Source organism: Streptomyces sp. NPDC001002 (assembly GCF_053599215.1).
In genome coordinates this window covers 25076-42676 of record NZ_JBSFLV010000083.1, presented here as the reverse complement: position 1 = coordinate 42676, position 17601 = coordinate 25076, and the positions used below count along the sequence as shown (strand labels likewise).

Below are 17601 nucleotides of genomic sequence, written 5' to 3'. Positions count from 1 at the left end.
GGCTGGTCGACCAGTGGAGCCTGCGCGCCGAGCAGCTCTTCGGGATCCCCGCCGAGCACGCCGTCGGCATGGACCCCATCGAGGCGTTCATCGACTCCGACCTGCGCGAGCAGGGCCAGCGGAAGATGGCCGAGATCCTCGACGGGCGCGAGTGGACCGGAGTGGTCCCCTTCCGGGTGCCGGAGACGGCCGACGGCGAGGGCGGACGGGAGGGCCTCGCCGAGGTCTACGTCATGCCGACGCGGACCGAGGAGGGCGAGAAGGCCGCCGTCTGCATCGTCGTGGACGTGCGTACTCTGCGCAGCATCGAGACCGACCTCGCCGCCTCGCAGGCGATTTTCGGCCAATCTCCTTTCGGGTTTCTGCTCATCGACCCGGACCTGCGGGTCCGCCGCGCCAACATGCGGTTCGCCAGCCTCTTCGGCGGTACGCCCGACGACCACCGCGGCATGGGCGTGTCCGACTATCTGCCGCGCCCCGAGGCCGAGCGGGTCACCGCGACCCTGCGCCGGGTCCTGGAGACCGGCGACTCCATCACGGACATGCACGTCACCGGCTTTCTGCCGGGCTCCGACGAGCGCCGGCACTGGTCCATCAACCTCTACCGCGTGCACAGCGGCAGCGGCCGCCCCATCGGCATCGCCTGGCTCGGAACCGACATCACCGCCCGCCGTGCGGCGGCCCGGGAAGCGGCCGCAGCACGGCGCAATCTCGCCCTTCTGAACGAGGCCGGCGCCCGCATCGGCAACTCCCTCGACCTGGAGACCACGGCCCGCGAACTCCTCGACGTCGTCGTCCCCGGCTTCTGCGACCTCGCCACCGTCGACCTCTACCAGGGGCTGCTGGCCGGCGACGAGACCCCGCCGGGCCTCGCCGACGGCAGCGCGGAGCTGCGCCGGGTCGCCTTCGCCAGCGCCGTCTCGGACGCGCCGTTGCCCGGCTCGGGCGACCCCGTCGCGGTCGGCGCCGTGCACCACTTCTCGTTCAACTCGCTGTGCGCGGACGCCCTGCGCACCGCCCGCACGCAGAGCATCCCGCCCGAGGAGGGCGGCCTCGTCCAGTCCACGCTGGCCGTGCCGATGGTCGCCCACGACACCGTCGTAGGACTCGCGCAGTTCGCGCGGACCAAGGGGAGCGAGCCGTTCGGGGACCGGGACCGGGATCTCGCCGTGGAACTGGCCGCGCGGGCCGCGGTCTGTATCGACAACGCGCGGCTGTACCGGCGGGAGCACGAGCGGGCGTTGATACTGCAACGGTCTCTGCTGCCGCCCGGCGACCCGGTCGCCTCCGGCCTCGACATCGCCTGTCGCTATCTGCCCGGCAACTCCTCCGCCGACCGGCCCAGCGAGGTCGGCGGCGACTGGTTCGACGTCATCGAACTGCCCGGGCACCGCACGGCGTTGGTGGTCGGTGACGTCATGGGCCGCGGGCTGCGCGCTGCGGTGGCGATGGGTGAACTCCGGTCCGCCGTCCGCACGCTGGCCCTGCTCGACCTCGAACCGGCGGAAGTCCTCAGCGCGTTGGACGAGATCGCCCGCGGCCTCGGCGCCCCCGGCGGTGTCCAGCAGGCCACGCGCGCCGCGCGCCGCCCCCGCGAGGCCGACCTCTCCGAGGTGTACCTCGCGACCTGTGTCTACGCCGTCTACGACTCCGTCACCCGCCGCTGCACCTTCGCCAACGCGGGCCATCTGCCGCCCGTCCTGGTCGAGCCCGGCGAGGACGCGCTGATGCTCGACGTGCCGCCGGGGATGCCGCTCGGGGTGGGCGGGGAGCCGTTCGAGGAGGTGGAGGTCGAACTGCCCGAGGGCGCGCTGCTCGCGCTCTACACGGATGGACTGGTCGAGTCCCGCGACCACCCTCTCGACGAGGGCCTCCAGGCGTTCGTCGGCGCGCTCACCGACCCCACCCTCCCGCTGGAGGACGTCTGCGACCACGTCCTCAACACCCTCGACAGCCACCACGGCGAGGACGACATCGCCCTCCTCATGGCCCGCGTCCAAGGCCTGCCCGCCGACTCGGTCGGCGACTGGACCCTCCCGCGCGAGCCCCGCAGCGTCGGCAAGGCCCGCGAGTACGCCCGCGGCCAGCTCCTGACCTGGGACCTGGAACCCCTGGTCGACACCACGGAACTCCTGGTCAGTGAACTGGTCACCAACGCCCTCCGCTACGGCGAGGGTGACATCAGACTCCGGCTCCTCCTCGACCGCACCCTCGTCTGCGAGGTCTGGGACTCCGGCCTGGTCCAGCCCCGCCGCCGCCGCGCCCGCGACACGGACGAGGGCGGCCGGGGCCTCCAACTGGTCGGTCTGCTGAGCGCGGCCTGGGGTTCGCGCCGGACGCCTCGCGGCAAGACGGTGTGGTTCGAACTCCCGCTGCCGGACGGGGAGACGGGCCTGACGGATCCGGCGGAGGCGTTGCTGAGCCTGTTCTGAGGGACGGGCAGCAGGGCGGCAAGAGGGGCGGGCTCAGGAGTCGCCGTCGGTGTGCCGGGCCCTGGTGCGCGGCCCGCCGAAGCTCGGGGGCGTGCCCCCGGCCAGCAGCACCTCGCCGAGGACCGCCCCCGCGAGGCCGCTCGCGTGTTCGGCCGCGCCCGCGACCGGATTGCCGTGCGCCCGTACGTCCCGCTCCGCGAGCGCACGGGCCTCGCGGGCCAGGGCGTCGGCGGCGAGCGGGTCCGCGCCGAGGAGCCGTACCGCCGCCGCGAGCCGCGTCCGGGCGTCGACGCCGACGACACCTCGATGCGTCGAGACGAAACCGTCCGCACCGCGCACACTCGCCCCCGCCACGAGCGACGCGGCCACCCCCAGCACCCCGCCCCGCCCACCGACGACCGGCACCACCGCCCCCACGACCCTCCGCAGCGCGTCGAGCGGGTCGTACGGCCCACCGGTCACCTCTTCCCGTACGGCGGCCAGGACGAGGTCGGCCCGGGAGAGACGGGCGTGGAGCTCGGAGGGGAGCACTCGCGCTGCCCGACCTTCTTTGACCGTCGCTTCCTGTGCAGCGCCCCGTGCCTCCGTCAGTTCCGCCTCCGCGCCCGTCAGGGTCGTCGGGAGCAAGCCGTCGGCTCTCGTCAGGTCGGTGGCCAGGTGGTCGACGGTGTCGATGAACTCGGCCGCCTGCGTCACCGCGCCCTCGGCCTCGCGCAGGTGGCGGATCGCGCGCCGGCTCTCGCCCCGGTCGGCCGACTGGCGGGACTCGTTGAGGCGGGAGGTGGTGAAGACGAGGCGGTCCTTGGCGTGTTCGACATAGCCCGTGACACGGTCGACCGCGGCCGGGCCGTACCGGTCGGCGAGTTCCGTGAGTGTCGTCTCCGTGGTGCCGGTGCGGCCTGCCAGTTCCCGGAACCGGGTCTCCGCGATCGCCAGGCTCTCGCCCACGCCCCGCTCCAGGCCCCGCAACCGGTCGAAGGCAGGGGTCTCGGCGTCCAGCACCCGCCCCGCCTCCTGGCATCGCCCGACGATGCCCGCGAGCGCGTGGCGCCGGGCCGTCCCGTCCTCCGGTACGCCGTCGTCGTACTGCCCGCGCATGCGGAACGCGGCCGAGAGTTCCGCCTCGGCGTCCCGCAGCACCTTCGTGAAGGGTTCGGTAGCCGCCTCTCCGAACCGTGCCGTCGCGAAGCCGAGTTCCTCCCGGCTGGTGCGCACCCAGTCGTCGGCCTCGGTGAGCAACACCCTTGCGCGCTCGTCGAGTTCGGGGAGCGGGGGTTCGGTGGGGGAGGGGAGGGCGGATATTCGTGCGGGGGTGGTCCGGGTCTTCGCCCGGCGGGTGCGCCGTACGTATCCGTACCCGGCGAGCACGATCGCGGCTCCCACGGCGACGAGCGGCAGCACCAGGTCCACGGTGGACTTCTCGTCCTCCTCCTGCGCGGCGGTCGCGGTCTTGCTCGCCGTCGCCGTGTCCTGGGTCGTGCGGGCCGCCGGAACCGGAGCGGCCGCGTTGATCGTCATCCCCGGCAGCACCAGCCACACCACGCCGGCGAGACCGCCCACCAGGGTGTGCACCACCCGCACGGATATGTGGGCCCGCCCGGCCCGCCGCGGCCGACCCCGAATCAAGGATGACGTCACATTTCGGAGCGTATGAGCAGGAATGCGGGCGCGCGACCGGGGTGGGGCAAGGGTGGGGCCGAGGACCGAGGGGGACGCGTGCAGGAACAGGAAGAGAAGGACGAGTCCGTCGAGGGCGCCGGCGAGGACGAGGGGTCTGCCGCGCCCGAGAGGCCGCGCAGGCCACGGCACCGCCGCCTTCGCCTTCTCGCCCTCGCCCTGCTCCTGGCCCTCCTCCTCCCCGTCCTCGCCGCCGGGACCGCCCTCCGTCTCAACTACGCCGGCGACCCGGCGAGCGGCACGTACACCCGGTACCGTGACGCGATCTGGCTCGGCCACGCCTGGGTCGACGGCCGGAAGACGGACGCGGACGTCGCCGCCCTCGCCCGCCGCCTGGGAGGCACCGGCATCCGAGACCTGTACGTCCATGCCGGGCCGCTGGAGCACGACGGCACGCTCCCCAAATCCCTTTATCCCAAGGCGCGTTGGCTGATCAAGGCCGTGCATGCCGCCGCACCCGGCATCCGCGTACAGGCCTGGCTCGGCGACGAACTCGCCACCGAGTCACCCGACGGGCTGCGCCTGGGCCGCGCGGCGACCAGGGCGGCCGTCGTCGCCTCCACCCGGCAGATCCTGGCCGCAGGCTTCGACGGCGCCCACTTCGACCTGGAACCCCTGCACTCCGGCGACCGCGACTACCTCGCCCTCCTCGACGAACTGCACCGGGTCACCACGGCCGCCGGCGTCCCGCTCTCCGTCGCCGCCCACCAGATCGACCCGCTCCCCGCACTGCACAGCGTCGCCGGCACGCTCACCGGACACCCCAAGTGGTGGTCGCAGGCGTACTTCGGACAGGTCGCGCGCCGCGTCGACCAGATCGCGGTGATGTCGTACGACACCTCGCAGCCGTTGGAGAGCCTGTACGGCGGTTACGTCGCCCAGCAGACCTCGCTCGCCCTCGAAGTGACCCCGGACTCCACCGACCTGCTGATGGGCCTGCCGTTCTTCCACGAGAACAAGTTCGGCCACCGCGCCGCCGCCGAGACGGTCCCCGCCGCCGTTCGGGGCGTCCGCCTCGGCCTGACCCGCACGGACGCCGACCGCGCCCGCTTCGGCGTGGCCCTGTACGTCGACTTCGCCGCCACGGAAGACGACTGGACGGCCTACCGGAAGGACTGGGTACACACGTCCTGAGCCGTGTGTACCCGTAGTGCTCAGCCCTCTGCCGGGCGCCTCCTGATCTTCGAGCCCAGCCACACCAGAGGGTCGTACTTGCGGTCGACCGCCCTTTCCTTCAAGGGGATCAGGGCGTTGTCCGTGATGTGGATGCCCTCGGGGCAGACCTCGGAGCAGCACTTGGTGATGTTGCAGTAGCCGAGGCCGTGTTCCTCCTGGGCGGTGGCCTTGCGGTCCAGACCGGTGGACTCGGCCGCGTCCAGCGGGTGCATGTCCAACTCCGCGACCCGCATGAGGAATCGGGGTCCCGCGAACGCCGTCTTGTTCTCCTCGTGGTCGCGGACCACATGGCAGGTGTCCTGGCACAGGAAGCACTCGATGCACTTGCGGAACTCCTGCGAGCGGTCCACGTCCTCCTGGAACATGCGGTACTCACCGGGACCGAGCTCGGCGGGCGGTACGAAGGACGGAACCTCCCTGGCCTTCTGGTAGTTGAAGCCGACGTCCGTGACCAGGTCGCGGATGACCGGGAAGGCGCGCAGGGGCGTCACCGTGATCGTCTCGTCCCGCGTGAAGACCGACATCCGGGTCATGCACATCAGCCGCGGACGCCCGTTGATCTCCGCGGAGCACGAACCGCACTTGCCCGCCTTGCAGTTCCAGCGCACGGCGAGGTCGGGGGTCTGAGTGGCCTGGAGCCGGTGGATGATGTCGAGCACCACCTCACCGTCGTTGACCTCGATCTTGAAGTCCTCCAGGCCCCCGCCCTTGACGTCACCGCGCCACACCTTGAAGGCGGCCTCATAGCTGCTCACTCGTAGAACTCCTCTTCGGCGAGGTACTTGACCAGCTCCTCTTTCTCGAAGAGGGCGAGCAGGTCGGCGCGGATGGGTTCGGTGGTCTCGCGGGTGAGGGTGATCTGGCCGCTGACGGGGTCCGTCTCGACCAGGCCGCCCGTGGGGTCGGTGAGCGCGCACAGGAGGTTGATGTTGCGCCACTTGCGGTCCATCGCGGGGTGGTCCTCGCGGGTGTGGCCGCCGCGCGACTCCGTGCGCTCCAGCGCGGCGCGGGCCACGCACTCGCTGACCAGCAGCATGTTGCGCAGGTCCAGGGAGAGGTGCCAGCCGGGGTTGAACTGCCGGTGCCCCTCGACGCCGGCCCGCCGGGCCCGTACCCGGAGATCCGCCAGTTTCTCCAGCGCCTGCTCCATCTCGGCCTCGCGGCGGATGATGCCGACCAGGTCGTTCATGGCCTGCTGGAGCTCCTGGTGCAGGGTGTACGGGTTCTCCGGCGGGCGTCCGTCGTCCGCGCCGGGCGCGGGGCCCTCGGCGGAGAAGGGGCGCAGGGCCTCCGCGGCCGCGTTGTCGATCTGCTCCTCGTCCACCGGTGGGCGCGCGTCCGTCAGGCCCGCCGCGTACTCGGCCGCGTGCCAGCCGGCGCGACGGCCGAACACCAGCAGGTCGGAGAGGGAGTTGCCGCCCAGCCGGTTGGAGCCGTGCATGCCGCCGGCCACCTCGCCGGCCGCGAACAGCCCCGGCACCCCGCGCGCGGCGGCCGTGTCGGACTCGACCGCGATGCCGCCCATCACGTAGTGACAGGTGGGCCCGACCTCCATCGCCTCCGCCGTGATGTCGACGTCCGCCAGCTCCTTGAACTGGTGGTACATGGACGGCAGTCGGCGCCGGATGACCTCGGCCGGCATGCGGGTGGAGACGTCCAGGAAGACACCGCCGTGCGGGGAGCCGCGGCCCGCCTTCACCTCGGAGTTGATCGCGCGGGCGACCTCGTCACGGGGGAGCAGTTCCGGTGGGCGCCGGTTGTGGTCCGGGTCCTCGTACCAGCGGTCGCCCTCCTCCTCGGACTGGGCGTATTTCTCCTTGAAGACGTCGGGGATGTAGTCGAACATGAAGCGTTTTCCGTCGGAGTTGCGCAGCACCCCGCCGTCGCCGCGGACCGACTCGGTGACCAGGATGCCCTTCACCGACGGCGGCCAGACCATGCCCGTGGGGTGGAACTGCACGAACTCCATGTTGAGCAGGGGCGCTCCGGCGAGCAGCGCCAGGGCGTGGCCGTCGCCCGTGTACTCCCACGAGTTCGACGTCACCTTGAACGACTTGCCGATGCCGCCGGTCGCGATCACCACGGAGGGCGCCTCGATGACGAAGAAGCGGCCGGACTCGCGCTCGTAGCCGAAGACTCCGGAGACGCGGTTGCCTTCTTTCAACACTCTTGTGATCGTGCACTCCTGAAAGACCTTCAGGCGGGACTCGTAGTCGCCGGTCTCGCGGAAGTCCTCCTGCTGGAGGGAGACGATCTTCTGCTGGAGGGTGCGGATCAGCTCCAGGCCGGTGCGGTCGCCGACGTGCGCGAGACGCGGGTACTCGTGGCCGCCGAAGTTGCGCTGCGAGATGCGGCCGTCCTTCGTGCGGTCGAAGAGCGCGCCCCAGGTCTCCAACTCCCATACGCGGTCCGGGGCTTCGCCCGCGTGCAGCTCCGCCATCCGCCACTGGTTGAGGAACTTGCCGCCGCGCATGGTGTCGCGGAAGTGGACCTCCCAGTTGTCACCGGAGTTGACGTTGCCCATCGCCGCCGCGATGCCGCCCTCGGCCATCACCGTGTGCGCCTTGCCGAACAGCGACTTGCAGATCACGGCCGTACGGGCGCCGCGCTCGCGCGCCTCGATGGCGGCCCGCAGGCCAGCGCCACCGGCGCCGACCACGACGACGTCCCACTCCTGTCGGTCGACCACGGACATCAGAAGAACCTCGGATCATCGAAAGCGCCGGAGGCGACCAGGTACACGTAGAAATCGGCAGCTGCCACGCTGATCAACGACGCCCAGGCGAGCTGCATATGACGGTTGTTCAGCTTCCCCACGAACTTCCACGCCTTGTAGCGCACGGGATGCTTGGAGAAGTGCTTGAGCTTGCCGCCGACGATGTGCCGGCAGGAGTGGCAGGACAGCGTGTACGCCCAGATCAGCACGATGTTGGCCAGGAAGACGACGGTGCCCAGGCCCATGTGGCCCCAGTTGTAGTGCTCGTCCCGGAAGGTCAGCACGGTGTCGTAGGTGAGCGTGCCCGCGACCAGCAGGGCCGCGTAGAAGAAGTACCGGTGGACGTTCTGCAGGATCAGCGGGAAGCGCGTCTCGCCCGAGTACTTCTTGTGCGGCTCGGCCACCGCGCAGGCCGGCGGGGACGCCCAGAAGCCCCGGTAGTAGGCCTTGCGGTAGTAGTAGCAGGTCAGTCGGAAGCCCAGCGGGAAGATCAGGATGATGATCGCGGGCGAGATGCCCCACCAGCTGCCGAAGAGATCCGCGTTGGGGCCGTTGTGCATGGTCGCGCAGCGGTCGGCCAGACAGGGCGAGTAGAACGGCGAGACGTACGGCGCCGAGTAGTAGTTCGTGTCGGCGAAGGCCCGCCACGTCGAGTACACGATGAACGCCAGCAGTCCCGCGGCGGTGACGGCGGGGGCCAGCCACCACCGGTCGGTGCGCAGGTGGTTCGCGTCGATCGCGGCGCGCGTACCGGTGCGTACGCCGCCGCTGTTCGGATGGGGTTCCGTACCAGTGGCCAACTCATGACTCCGGTCGGGTTCAGGGGGCTCGGCGGTCGCGGGCGCCGAGTCCCTCGTCGTCCGAGTCCGTCCACAGGCTGTTGTCGTACGGGGCGTCGGACATGGGGAGGAGATCGGGGCGCTTGGGTGCGGTCGGGGCGGAGGCGGCGTCGCGCAGCAGGGCGACGCTCTCGCGCAGGTGGTTGGCGTCGGCGCGGACGCGCCGCATCTCCAGGCCTGCTGTGCCGAGCTGCTTCTCCAGTCGGCCTACCGACCGGAACAGCTCGTCGAGACTGCGCTGGACATGCGTCAGTTCGTCGTGCACGGACATGACGTTTCCTCACTTCCGCGGGCGGCTGTGCCCTGGACGTAAACGTTCATGCGCCTGCGAGTGTTGCGCGTCACACCTCTCGGTGGGAAGCGGTGTGCACGTATTGGGTTCGGTGCGTTGTCTTGTGCGGGTGCGGTGGGGGCGTGCGTCCCTGGGGGCTGCGCCCCCAGACCCCCGTCGGCCCAGGGGCCTCGTCCTCAAACGCCGGACGGGCTGGAAGTTGCATGGACCGGCGACCCACAGAGCCGTCGGCACAGGGCCGCAGGAACAGACCCCCAGGATCAGAGCCGTTGCGCCGCATGGGTGGGGTTCCGGGGGCTTCTCGCCGTGTCGGCCCGGTCTGCCGAACCCTTTCCTCTTCAGTGGCGGCATAGATCTGATCAGCTCCATATACCGCCAAATGTGATCGTTTGCGGCGGCCCACTCCCGGAGGTAGACGAGATGGCCCACGACGGCGTCGGACTGCGCGCGGTCATGCGCTCGGTCGCCTTCCTTACCGCGGGCGTGCTCGCGGTGCCGGCGGTCGCCGGGTGCAGTTCCGAGGACTCGGCGGGCAAGCCGCTCGCCGGGCAGGAGATCGCGCCGGCGGGCCGCGAGCTGGTCGCCGACGGCGGCACGCTGCGGTGGGCCGTGGACGACGTACCGGAGACGCTGAACACGTTCCAGTCGGACGCCGACCCGGTCACCGGGCGGATCGCGCAGGCGACGCTGCCGAGCATGTACCGGCTGGACGCGGACGGGCGTCCGCAGGTGGACGGCGACTACCTGGAGTCCGCCAAGGTCGTCGAGACCGAGCCCAAGCAGGTCGTGCTGTACAAGCTGAACCAGCAGGCGGTGTGGAGCGACGGCCGGGAGATCGGGGCCGCCGACTTCGCCGCGCAGTGGCGCGCCCTGGCAGGGAAGGACAGTGCGTACTGGACAGCCCGCAACGCCGGGTACGAGCGCATCGAGAAGATCGAGCGCGGGGCCAACGACCTGGAGGTCAGGGTCACCTTCGGGCGGGCGTACGCCGACTGGAAGTCGCTGTTCTCGCCGCTGTACCCCAAGGGCGTCATGGGTACCCCGGACTCGTTCAACGACGGGGCGCGCAGGAAGCTCAAGGTCACGGCCGGGCCCTTCGTCGTCAAGAAGGTCGACCGCAAGGACGACCAGGTCACCCTCGCCCGTAATCCGCGCTGGTGGGGCCACCCCGCCAAGCTCTCCGAGATCGTCCTGAAGGCCGTACCGCGGGACGAGCGGGCCGCCGCGCTGGCCGACGGGAAGATCGACCTGGCCGAGATCGACCCCTCGGCGGCCGACCGGATCAACCTGGCGGGGCGGACCGGGGGCACGAACACGCCGTTGCAGGGGGCCTCGCCGATGGCGGAGCCCGGCTCCGGGCGGGCCGCCGCGAAGTCCCTGAAGCAGCTGAAGAAGCAGGGCAAGAAGGGCGCCAAGTACGAGAAGCAGCAGGAGGCGTTGCGCGGCTTCGAGGTCCGCAAGTCGCTGGAGCCCGCCTTCACCCAGCTCGCCCTCAACGGTTCCGAAGGGCCGCTCGCCGATGAGCGGGTGCGCCGGGCCGTGGCCCGGGCCCTGGACCGGAAGGCGCTCGCCAAGGCCGTTCTCGGGCCGTTGGGGCTGCCCGCGGTTCCGGTCGGCAGTCACCTCGCGCTGTCCGGGCAGGCCGCCTACGCCGACAACAGTGGCGCGCTCGGCGGGCAGGACACGGGCGAGGCGCAGGCGCTGCTCGCGGATGCCGGGTGGGTGTCCGGCGGGCCTCTGAAGGAAGAGAAGAAGAAGGGGGAGAAGGGCGCCGGGCCCGAGGGCAAGAAGGCCGACGACGAGTCCGCGGGCGGCGACGAGGGCACGTACATCGTCGGCGAGGACGACAAGGCGCCCCAGGAACCCGAGTGGGAGCGCAGGGCCGACCCCAAGGACCATCAGGGCGCGCACGAGAAGAAGAGCGGCGGGGACAAGGGCGGCACGCACCTCGCCGACGGCAAGCAGTACGCCGAGAAGCAGGTGAAGCAGGGCGGCGCACCCGGGGCGTACGCCCCCAAGGGCACCCCCGCGCCGGGTGCCGCGGCGGCGCCGCTGGCCAAGAACGGCAAGCCGCTCGCGCTCCGCTTCGTGCTCCCGTCAGGGGAGGGCTCGGCGACCCTGCGCACGGTCGCGGACCGGATCAGCGCGATGCTGGACCGGGTCGGCATCCGGACCGAGATCATCAAGGTCTCCGACGACAGCTACTTCAAGGACCACATCGCGTCCGGTCAGTACGACCTCGCGCTGTACTCCTGGCCCGCCTCCGCCTTCCCCGCCACCGACGCCCGGCCCGTGTACGCCAAGCCGGTGCCGGCCGCCGACGGGTCGCTCAACGTCGAGCAGAACTACACCCGGGTCGGCACCGACCAGGTCGACCAGCTCTTCGACCAGGCCGTCGGCACGCTGGACGGCGGTGAGAGCGCCGACCTGCTGCGCAAGGCCGACTCCCGCATCTGGGCCGCCGCCGGCTCGATCCCGCTCTACCAGCGCCCCCAGCTCACGGCGAGCAGGAAGGACCTGGTCAACGCCGGCGCCTTCGGCTTCCAGACCCCGGTCTACGAGGACATGGGCTTCCTGAGGAAGGGCGCGAAGCGCCCCTCGGCGAGCCCGGACAAGGACTAGGGCCACCCCGGACAAGGACTGGAGCCTGTACGCGTCCGACGAATGTGACCAAGGCCGCCGCCCCGCGTTCCAGCGGGGCGGCGGCCTGCGTACGGAGGGCGGGGAACAGGGGCCGCCGAACCCGCGGAGCGGTCCGCGCAGCGGCCCGCGGAGGCCGCGCCTGGCTGGGGCCCGTAGGATGGGGTGAGGCCGTGGCGTGTCCAGCCCGGCAGGGTCCGCGTAACACAGATGTACGCGTAGGCCTTCCTCACACTCCGGGAGAACGCCACACCATGGCCACGCGCCACGACATCCGCAACGTAGCCATCGTCGCCCACGTCGACCATGGCAAGACCACCCTGGTCGACGCCATGCTCAAGCAGGCCGGTGCCTTCGCCGCGCATGCCGCCGAGTCGCTCGACGACCGCATGATGGACTCGAACGACCTGGAGCGTGAGAAGGGCATCACGATCCTGGCCAAGAACACGGCCGTCAAGTACCACCCGAAGGATGGCAGCGATGTCATCACCATCAACATCATCGACACCCCGGGCCACGCCGACTTCGGCGGCGAGGTCGAGCGCGGTCTGTCGATGGTGGACGCGGTGGTGCTGCTCGTCGACGCCTCCGAGGGCCCGCTGCCGCAGACCCGTTTCGTGCTGCGCAAGGCGCTCCAGCAGCGGCTGCCGGTCATCCTGTGCATCAACAAGACCGACCGCCCCGACTCCCGGATCGACGAGGTCGTCAACGAGACCTACGACCTCTTCCTGGACCTGGACGCGGACGAGGAGCAGATCGAGTTCCCCATCGTCTACGCGTGTGCGCGTGACGGCGTGGCCTCGCTGACCAAGCCCGAGGACGGCACGGTCCCGCAGGACAGCGACAGCCTGGAGCCCTTCTTCTCCACGATCCTGGCGCACGTCCCGGCCCCCCAGTTCGACGAGGCGGCCCCGCTCCAGGCGCACGTCACCAACCTGGACGCCGACAACTTCCTCGGCCGTATCGCGCTGCTCCGGGTCGAGCAGGGCGAGCTGCGCAAGGGCCAGACCGTCACGTGGATCAAGCGCGACGGCACGATGTCCAGCGTGCGCATCACCGAGCTGCTGATGACCGAGGCGCTCACCCGCAAGCCGGCCGAGATGGCGGGCCCCGGTGACATCTGCGCCGTGGCCGGTATCCCGGACATCATGATCGGCGAGACGCTCGCCGACCCCGAGAACCCGATCCCGCTGCCGCTGATCACGGTCGACGAGCCGGCGATCTCGATGACCATCGGCACCAACACCTCGCCGCTGGTCGGCCGCGGCGGCACCGGCAAGGGCGCCTCCGCGAAGGCCGCGGTCAAGGACCGCAAGGTCACCGCCCGTCAGGTCAAGGACCGCCTGGACCGCGAGCTGATCGGCAACGTCTCGCTCCGCGTGTTCGACACCGAGCGCCCCGACGCCTGGGAGGTGCAGGGCCGCGGTGAGCTGGCGCTGGCCATCCTGGTGGAGCAGATGCGCCGCGAGGGCTACGAACTGACCGTCGGCAAGCCCCAGGTCGTCACCAAGGACGTCGAGGGCAAGGTCTACGAGCCGGTCGAGCGCATGACGATCGACGTGCCCGAGGAGCACATGGGCGCGGTCACGCAGCTCATGGGCGTCCGCAAGGGCCGGATGGACAACATGTCCAACCACGGCTCGGGCTGGGTCCGCATGGAGTTCGTCGTGCCCTCCCGCGGGCTCATCGGCTTCCGTACCGAGTTCCTGACCGGCACGCGCGGCACGGGCATCGCGCACTCCATCCACGAGGGCCACGAGCCGTGGTTCGGCACGCTGACCACCCGTAACAACGGCTCGCTGGTCGCCGACCGCGCCGGTGCCGTCACCGCGTTCGCGATGACGAATCTCCAGGAGCGCGGTGTGCTGTTCACCGACCCCGGCACCGAGGTGTACGAGGGCATGATCGTCGGCGAGAACTCGCGCTCCGACGACATGGACGTGAACATCACCAAGGAGAAGAAGCTCACCAACATGCGGTCGTCCTCGGCCGATTCGTTCGAGGCGATCGTCCCGCCGCGCAAGCTCTCGCTGGAGCAGTCGCTGGAGTTCTGCCGCGACGACGAGTGCGTCGAGGTGACCCCGGAGTCCGTTCGCATTCGCAAGGTGGTGCTGGACGGCCGCGAGCGTGCCCGCTCCGCGAGCCGGGCCAAGCACGGCTGACGAAGGTCGACTATCGGCCAAACAGGGCCCGGGCGTCTCCATCTTGGGGGCGCCCGGGCTTTTTGCAACCGATTTTTCGGCGACCGGTGTCCGTATTGCGGAGATCCCCGCCCGATACCCATGTAACACGTCCGTTTCGCGGCCTTCTCCTCCCGAACAGTTTGTCCAGATTTTGGAAGATGTACGCGTCAGCTGTGACCGAATTGAGATTTGAAGACAGTGGTCGGTGCATGGCTCATGGCAGATAGTTAGCCGCGTAGCGCTCGGGTCAATGGGTCTCGTGCTGTGGGGACAGCACCGGCTCGCGAGCACCATGGGGGTGTCTGACCCTCCGTCAGGGGTGTCGGAGGACAGACGTGTGCCCCCTCCCGTTCGGTGAATACGTGGAGTCATGAGGAGGAGCCCCATGCGCGGTGTCACGAACACCAGGTGGGCCACGCCGTCCGTCGTCGCCAATTGCCCTCGCGCATACGGCGGTTCAGTCTGAGGATTTTGCCGGCCGTTTAACGCGGGCCAACGCCTACGCGCGTCCGGCTGCGGGTTTTCCGGCCTCCTCGGGGTTCCCCCCACGCTTCTTCATGATCCGTTCCGCGATCGCGCACACCCTGCGCCGGTCGCCGGCTCGGCACACCCACACCTGTGAAATGGGCCAACTGTGACAAGTCCTCTCGACGTTGAAGGCGGCGGTACGTCGGTCGTCGTCGACGGCGCCCCACAGCCTCCGGCGCAGCCCGAGGCCGAGAAACTCGTGGGCCGCTCTCCCGGCCAGCTGATGTGGATCCGCTTCAAGCGGGACCGCACCGGCGTCATCTCGGCCTGTGTAGTGCTGTTCTTCTTCGTGATCGCGCTCGCCGCGCCCCTGATCGCGAAGCTGTACGGCAAGGACCCGTACACCGTCTACGCGGACGAACGCCCCGAGCTGTTCGACAGCGCGGGTGTGCCGGTGCAGCCCAACGGCGGTATCAGCAGCGAGTTCTGGTTCGGTCTCGAACCCGGCAACGGCTACGACGTGTTCACCAAGTTGATCTACGGCATCCGCACCTCGCTGATGATCTCGATCACCGTCACCCTCGCCGTGATCATCACCGGCATCCTGCTCGGTGTGACGGCGGGCTACGTCGGCGGCAAGACCGACTACTCCATCGGCCGCGTGATCGACTTCCTGCTCGCCTTCCCCTCCCAGCTGTTCTTCATCGCCAGCATGCCCGTCGTGGTCTCGTTGTTCGTGAGTCCTACGGACGAGACCCCGACCTATGTCCGGGTGGTCGCGCTGATCGTGGTGCAGTGGGTGCTCGGCTGGATGAGCCTCGCGCGCATCCTGCGCGGCACCACACTCGCCCTGCGGGAACGGGAGTTCATCGAGGCGGCCAAGGTGAGCGGGGCCTCCCCGTGGCGGATCATCCGCCGGGAGATCCTGCCCAATGTGGTGACTCCGCTGCTGGTGCAGTCCACCTACATGCTGCCGAACTTCGTGACGATCGAGGCCGGTCTGTCGTTCCTCGGTGTCGGGATCGTCGAACCGACGCCCGACTGGGGCCAGATGTTCTCCAAGGCGTCGACCGAGCTCGTACAGCAGAACGACATCACCTACATGTTCTTCCCCGGCGTCTCGATGATCATCTTCGTCGTCGCGTTCAACCTGCTCGGGGACTCTGTCCGGGACGCCTTCGACCCCAAGTCGTCGCGCTGAACGGCAGTTTGTGGGCGTCCTCGCCCGGATACCGCACGGTAATTCCTGATTGCACTGGTGACACACAGATGGGTGGAAACTTCAGTGATGAGTAGGGGCGGACGCCACGCATACGCCGCTTTGTCAGTGTTCGCGGCCGGGGCACTCGTGCTCACCGGTTGCAGCAAGGGCGGCAGCGACGCGAGCGACAACGACAAGAAGGACCAGGAGAACGCCAAGAACCAGCAGTCGTCGATCAAGTTCGGCGACGCGGCGGACTCGACCGGACCCGCGGCCGCGGTGGCGGGCGCCAAGAGCGGCGGCACGATGGAGGTGCTGCAGCGCGACAGCTTCGCCCACCTCGACCCCGGGCAGATCTACGTCTCCGACGAGATGGCGCTCTCGCAGCTCATCCACAGAGGCCTGACCGGTTACAAGGCGACCGGCACCGACGGCAAGGGCCACGAGGTCGTCGGCGACCTCGCCACCGACTCCGGTACCACCACGGACGGCGGCAAGACCTGGAAGTACACGCTGAAGGACGGACTCAAGTTCGCCAACGGCACGCCGATCACCTCCACCGACGTCCGGCAGACCTTCGAGCGGCTGTTCGCGCCCTTCATCAACCAGGGCCCGAGCTACATCCAGCAGTGGCTGGCCGACGCCTCCGGCGCCGACTACCGCAAGCTGCTGCCGGACGGCCCCTACAAGGGCAAGCACCTGCCCGCCACCGTCCTGGACACGCCGGACGAGAAGACCGTCGTCTTCAAGTTCAAGTCGCCGCACCCGGACCTGCCGTACGCGCTCGCCATGGCGGGCTACTCCGTGGTCTCCGCCAAGGGCGACACCAAGGAGAAGTACGACAAGGCCCCGGTGACGACCGGTCCTTACAAGATCCAGTCGTTCAAGTCCGGCAAGTCGATGGTGCTCGTGAAGAACACCAACTGGGACCCGAAGACGGACCCGATCCGCAACCAGTACGTGAACCAGTGGGACTTCACGTTCAACCAGCAGTTCGAGCAGTCCACCAAGGCCCTGCTGGCCGACAGCGGCGCCGACCAGACCGGCATAAGCCTGAGCAACCAGGTCGACGCGGGCAACCTGTCCAGCGTGCTCAAGGACCCGAAGATGAAGTCCCGCACGATCTCCGGCTACCAGCCCTACGTGGGCCAGATGAACATCAACATGAGCAAGCCGGAGCTCAAGGACATCAAGGTCCGTCAGGCCATCGCGTACGCGCTGCCGATCACGCCGTTCATCCGGGCCTTCGGCGGCACCGACGCCATGGAGGTCGCCGGCGGCTTCCTCAGCCCGACCGTCAGCGGCTACGACGCGAAGTTCGACCCGTTCGGCAAGAAGAAGAAGCCCGCGGGTGACCCGGCCAAGGCCAAGAAGCTGCTCGAAGAGGCCGGCAAGCTCAACATGAAGCTGACCTTCGGCTACACCAACACCCCCGAGGGCCAGCAGTACTCCACCGCCATGGCGGCGGGCCTGAAGAAGGCCGGCTTCGACGTCCAGCGCCAGGAGATCCCGGCCGAGACCTACTACGACCAGGTCAGCAAGCTGGACAACCAGTTCGACATCTTCCACACCGCGTGGGGCGCCGACTGGCCGTCCGCCTCGACCGTCATCCCGCCGCTGTACGACGGCCGCGGGATCGCCGAGGGCGCGCAGAACTACTCGCAGGTCAACGACGCGCACGTGAACAGCGAGATCGACCGGATCAACAAGATCACCGACCCGGTCAAGGCCGCTGCCGCGTGGGAGAGCGTCGACCAGTACCTGCTCACCAAGGTCGTCAACGCGGTCCCGACCGCGTACTACAAGCAGACCCAGATCGCCGGTTCCAAGGTCGGCGGCTTCGTCTACGACGACGTGATCGGCGGCGTCGACCCCCGTCGTCTCTTCATCAAGTAACCACCGTCGGACCGGTACCCGGTGCGCGGCCCCACAGGGCGGCGCACCGGGTACCGCCCCACCCGTCGACGTCAGAGAGCT

Annotated in this window: 11 protein-coding genes; 6 read left to right on the top strand and 5 right to left on the bottom strand. The window is 69.6% G+C overall.

Annotated features, from left to right (window positions below):
• The coding region (locus ACWDR3_RS31080) for a SpoIIE family protein phosphatase (RefSeq protein WP_450355898.1) at window positions 1-2432 on the top strand (2432 nt) is incomplete at its 5' end.
• Between the two features lie 33 nt (window positions 2433-2465).
• Here ACWDR3_RS31080 and ACWDR3_RS31075 read toward each other — a convergent pair.
• On the bottom strand, window positions 2466-4070 hold the full coding sequence (locus tag ACWDR3_RS31075) for a hypothetical protein (RefSeq protein ID WP_450355897.1): 1605 nt from the start codon (window positions 4068-4070) through the stop codon (window positions 2466-2468).
• 12 nt (window positions 4071-4082) lie between these two features.
• Here ACWDR3_RS31075 and ACWDR3_RS31070 point away from each other — a divergent pair, with 12 nt between their 5' ends.
• Complete coding sequence (locus ACWDR3_RS31070; RefSeq protein WP_450355896.1) at window positions 4083-5243, top strand: hypothetical protein; 1161 nt, start codon at window positions 4083-4085, stop codon at window positions 5241-5243.
• A 20-nt stretch (window positions 5244-5263) separates the two neighbouring features.
• Here ACWDR3_RS31070 and ACWDR3_RS31065 read toward each other — a convergent pair whose 3' ends face one another.
• Genes ACWDR3_RS31065 through ACWDR3_RS31050 form a run of 4 tightly spaced genes read right to left on the bottom strand, consistent with a single transcriptional unit; the run spans window position 5264 to window position 9111 of the window.
• Window positions 5264-6040: a succinate dehydrogenase/fumarate reductase iron-sulfur subunit gene (locus tag ACWDR3_RS31065; protein ID WP_123997962.1), complete on the bottom strand. Its 777-nt coding sequence runs from the start codon at window positions 6038-6040 to the stop codon at window positions 5264-5266.
• Window positions 6037-7980: a fumarate reductase/succinate dehydrogenase flavoprotein subunit gene (locus ACWDR3_RS31060; protein WP_450355895.1), complete on the bottom strand. Its 1944-nt coding sequence runs from the start codon at window positions 7978-7980 to the stop codon at window positions 6037-6039. Before ACWDR3_RS31060 ends, ACWDR3_RS31065 begins: the two co-directional genes overlap by 4 nt.
• Window positions 7980-8801 (bottom strand): hypothetical protein, encoded by an 822-nt coding sequence (locus ACWDR3_RS31055; RefSeq protein ID WP_450355894.1) that lies wholly within the window; start codon window positions 8799-8801, stop codon window positions 7980-7982. The genes ACWDR3_RS31060 and ACWDR3_RS31055 overlap by 1 nt, the downstream gene beginning before the upstream one ends.
• Window positions 8802-8820: 19 nt before the next feature.
• Complete coding sequence (locus ACWDR3_RS31050; protein ID WP_123997959.1) at window positions 8821-9111, bottom strand: hypothetical protein; 291 nt, start codon at window positions 9109-9111, stop codon at window positions 8821-8823.
• A 441-nt stretch (window positions 9112-9552) separates the two neighbouring features.
• Between ACWDR3_RS31050 and ACWDR3_RS31045 the strand changes: the two genes are divergently transcribed.
• The 4 genes from ACWDR3_RS31045 to ACWDR3_RS31030 all read left to right on the top strand — a co-directional run bounded on the left by ACWDR3_RS31045 (window position 9553) and on the right by ACWDR3_RS31030 (window position 17520).
• Entirely contained in the window at window positions 9553-11754 is a 2202-nt protein-coding gene (locus ACWDR3_RS31045; RefSeq protein ID WP_450355893.1) for an ABC transporter family substrate-binding protein, read from the top strand.
• Window positions 11755-12026: 272 nt separating this feature from the next.
• A complete protein-coding gene (typA, locus tag ACWDR3_RS31040) occupies window positions 12027-13934 on the top strand; it encodes a translational GTPase TypA (RefSeq protein ID WP_450355892.1) in 1908 nt (635 codons plus the stop codon).
• A 655-nt stretch (window positions 13935-14589) separates the two neighbouring features.
• A complete protein-coding gene (locus ACWDR3_RS31035) occupies window positions 14590-15624 on the top strand; it encodes an ABC transporter permease (RefSeq protein ID WP_450355891.1) in 1035 nt (344 codons plus the stop codon).
• Window positions 15625-15711: 87 nt separating this feature from the next.
• A complete protein-coding gene (locus ACWDR3_RS31030) occupies window positions 15712-17520 on the top strand; it encodes an ABC transporter substrate-binding protein (protein WP_450355890.1) in 1809 nt (602 codons plus the stop codon).
• The last annotated feature ends 81 nt before the right edge of the window (window positions 17521-17601 follow it).